Raw genomic sequence first — 1330 nt, 5'->3', positions numbered from 1 at the left:
GGGCCTGACCCCCGGAAAGTAGACACCATGGGGTGGTGAAATTGTGGGGCTTACTTTAGCGCATTGTTACGCTGCGTGGGCTTCGTACTCTGTGGGGGTGAGGTACTTGCACCAGGAGTGTCTTCGGCTGGTGTTGTAGCGCACGCACCATGCGAAGACGTCTCGTCGGCAGACGAGCTGGTTGGCAAAGACTTTCTTGTCTTTGAGGACCTCTCGTTTCAGGGTGGCGTTAAACGACTCTGCCAGCGAGTTGTCGGCACTGGTGCCAACTGCGCCCATGGATTGGGTGACGTTGAGCCTGCGGCAGGTGGCCTGAAACTGCGATGAGGCATAGACACTTCCGTGGTCCGAATGAAAGATCGCCCCGGCAAGACTCCCGCGGGTGTGGTGCGCGTGCTCGAGCGCTTCCTCGACGAGTTCGGTGCGCATGTGGTCGGCGATGGCAAAGCCGACGAGCATCCGTGAATAGCAGTCAATTACTGAAGCGAGATACATATTCGACCCGTCCGCGATCGGCAGATAGGTGATATCGCCAACTAGCACCCTATTTGCAGCCGGAGCCGTGAAATCTCGCTTGACCAGGTCGGCAAACACCACGCGGCCAGGCCCACGCCTGGTGGTGGTGACCTTGCGTTTTTTGGTGTAGCCACGCAGGCGAAGCTTCTTCATGATCCGGGCGATGCGCTTATGGTTGACCGGCCCATTGTCGTTGTAGGCGTCGTTATAGGTCAGCTCTGCCGCGATGCGTTTGGCACCGTAGAGCTGGTCTTTCTCGTTAAAGACCGCCTTGATCTTCGCCCCTAGCATGGCATCGTCAATTAGCCGGCGGTGCCGTTGGGCGCTGCTGGCTTTCCATTTGTAGTAAGAGCTGCGATTGAGCCCAAGGACGGTGCACATCCGCTTGACCGAGTACTCGGTGCGGTGGTCCTCGACAAACTGGAAGCGGATCACCAGTGTGTCTCTTCCATGAAATATTTGGCCGCCTTGCGCAAGATATCGCGTTCTTCTTTCAGCCTGGCGTTTTCTTGCTGCAGTTGGCGTATCTTTTCTGCATCCGTGAGTTGCTTGGCATGATCAGCACGTGCAACCGGTGGCCTCTGGGTCTTTGCACCGGTGCCGTACGTATCGACCCACGTGCGAAGCGTGGTGCGGTAGATCCCTAAATCTTCGGCTGCGGCCTTGAGCGAGAGATGTGGATCGTTCTCGTACATCGCGACTGCGTCGCGCTTGAACTGATCCGAATAAACCTTCCTAGGCATGGAGGTAGATTACCTTTCCCCGACCCAACACGGTCGGAATCGGAGGTGTCTACCAAACAGGGGGCAGGTCC

The 1330-nt window shown here is 57.3% G+C and carries 1 protein-coding gene; it reads right to left on the bottom strand.

Features of this window, described 5'->3' with window-relative positions; all coding sequences use genetic code 11:
- Nucleotides 1–66: 66 nt before the first annotated feature.
- Nucleotides 67–1259, bottom strand: a protein-coding gene (locus QP363_RS12590; protein WP_118779520.1) for an IS3 family transposase whose coding sequence is annotated in 2 segments (ribosomal slippage) — nucleotides 67–971 and nucleotides 971–1259 — 1194 coding nt in all. Because the reading frame shifts where the segments join, the coding sequence is not laid out codon by codon here.
- Nucleotides 1260–1330: the final 71 nt, after the last annotated feature.

The organism is Corynebacterium sp. UMB6689 (genome assembly GCF_030215295.1).
In the GTDB taxonomy this organism is placed as follows: Bacteria; Actinomycetota; Actinomycetes; order Mycobacteriales; family Mycobacteriaceae; genus Corynebacterium; species Corynebacterium aurimucosum.
This window is presented reverse-complemented; position numbering and strand designations above follow the sequence as displayed.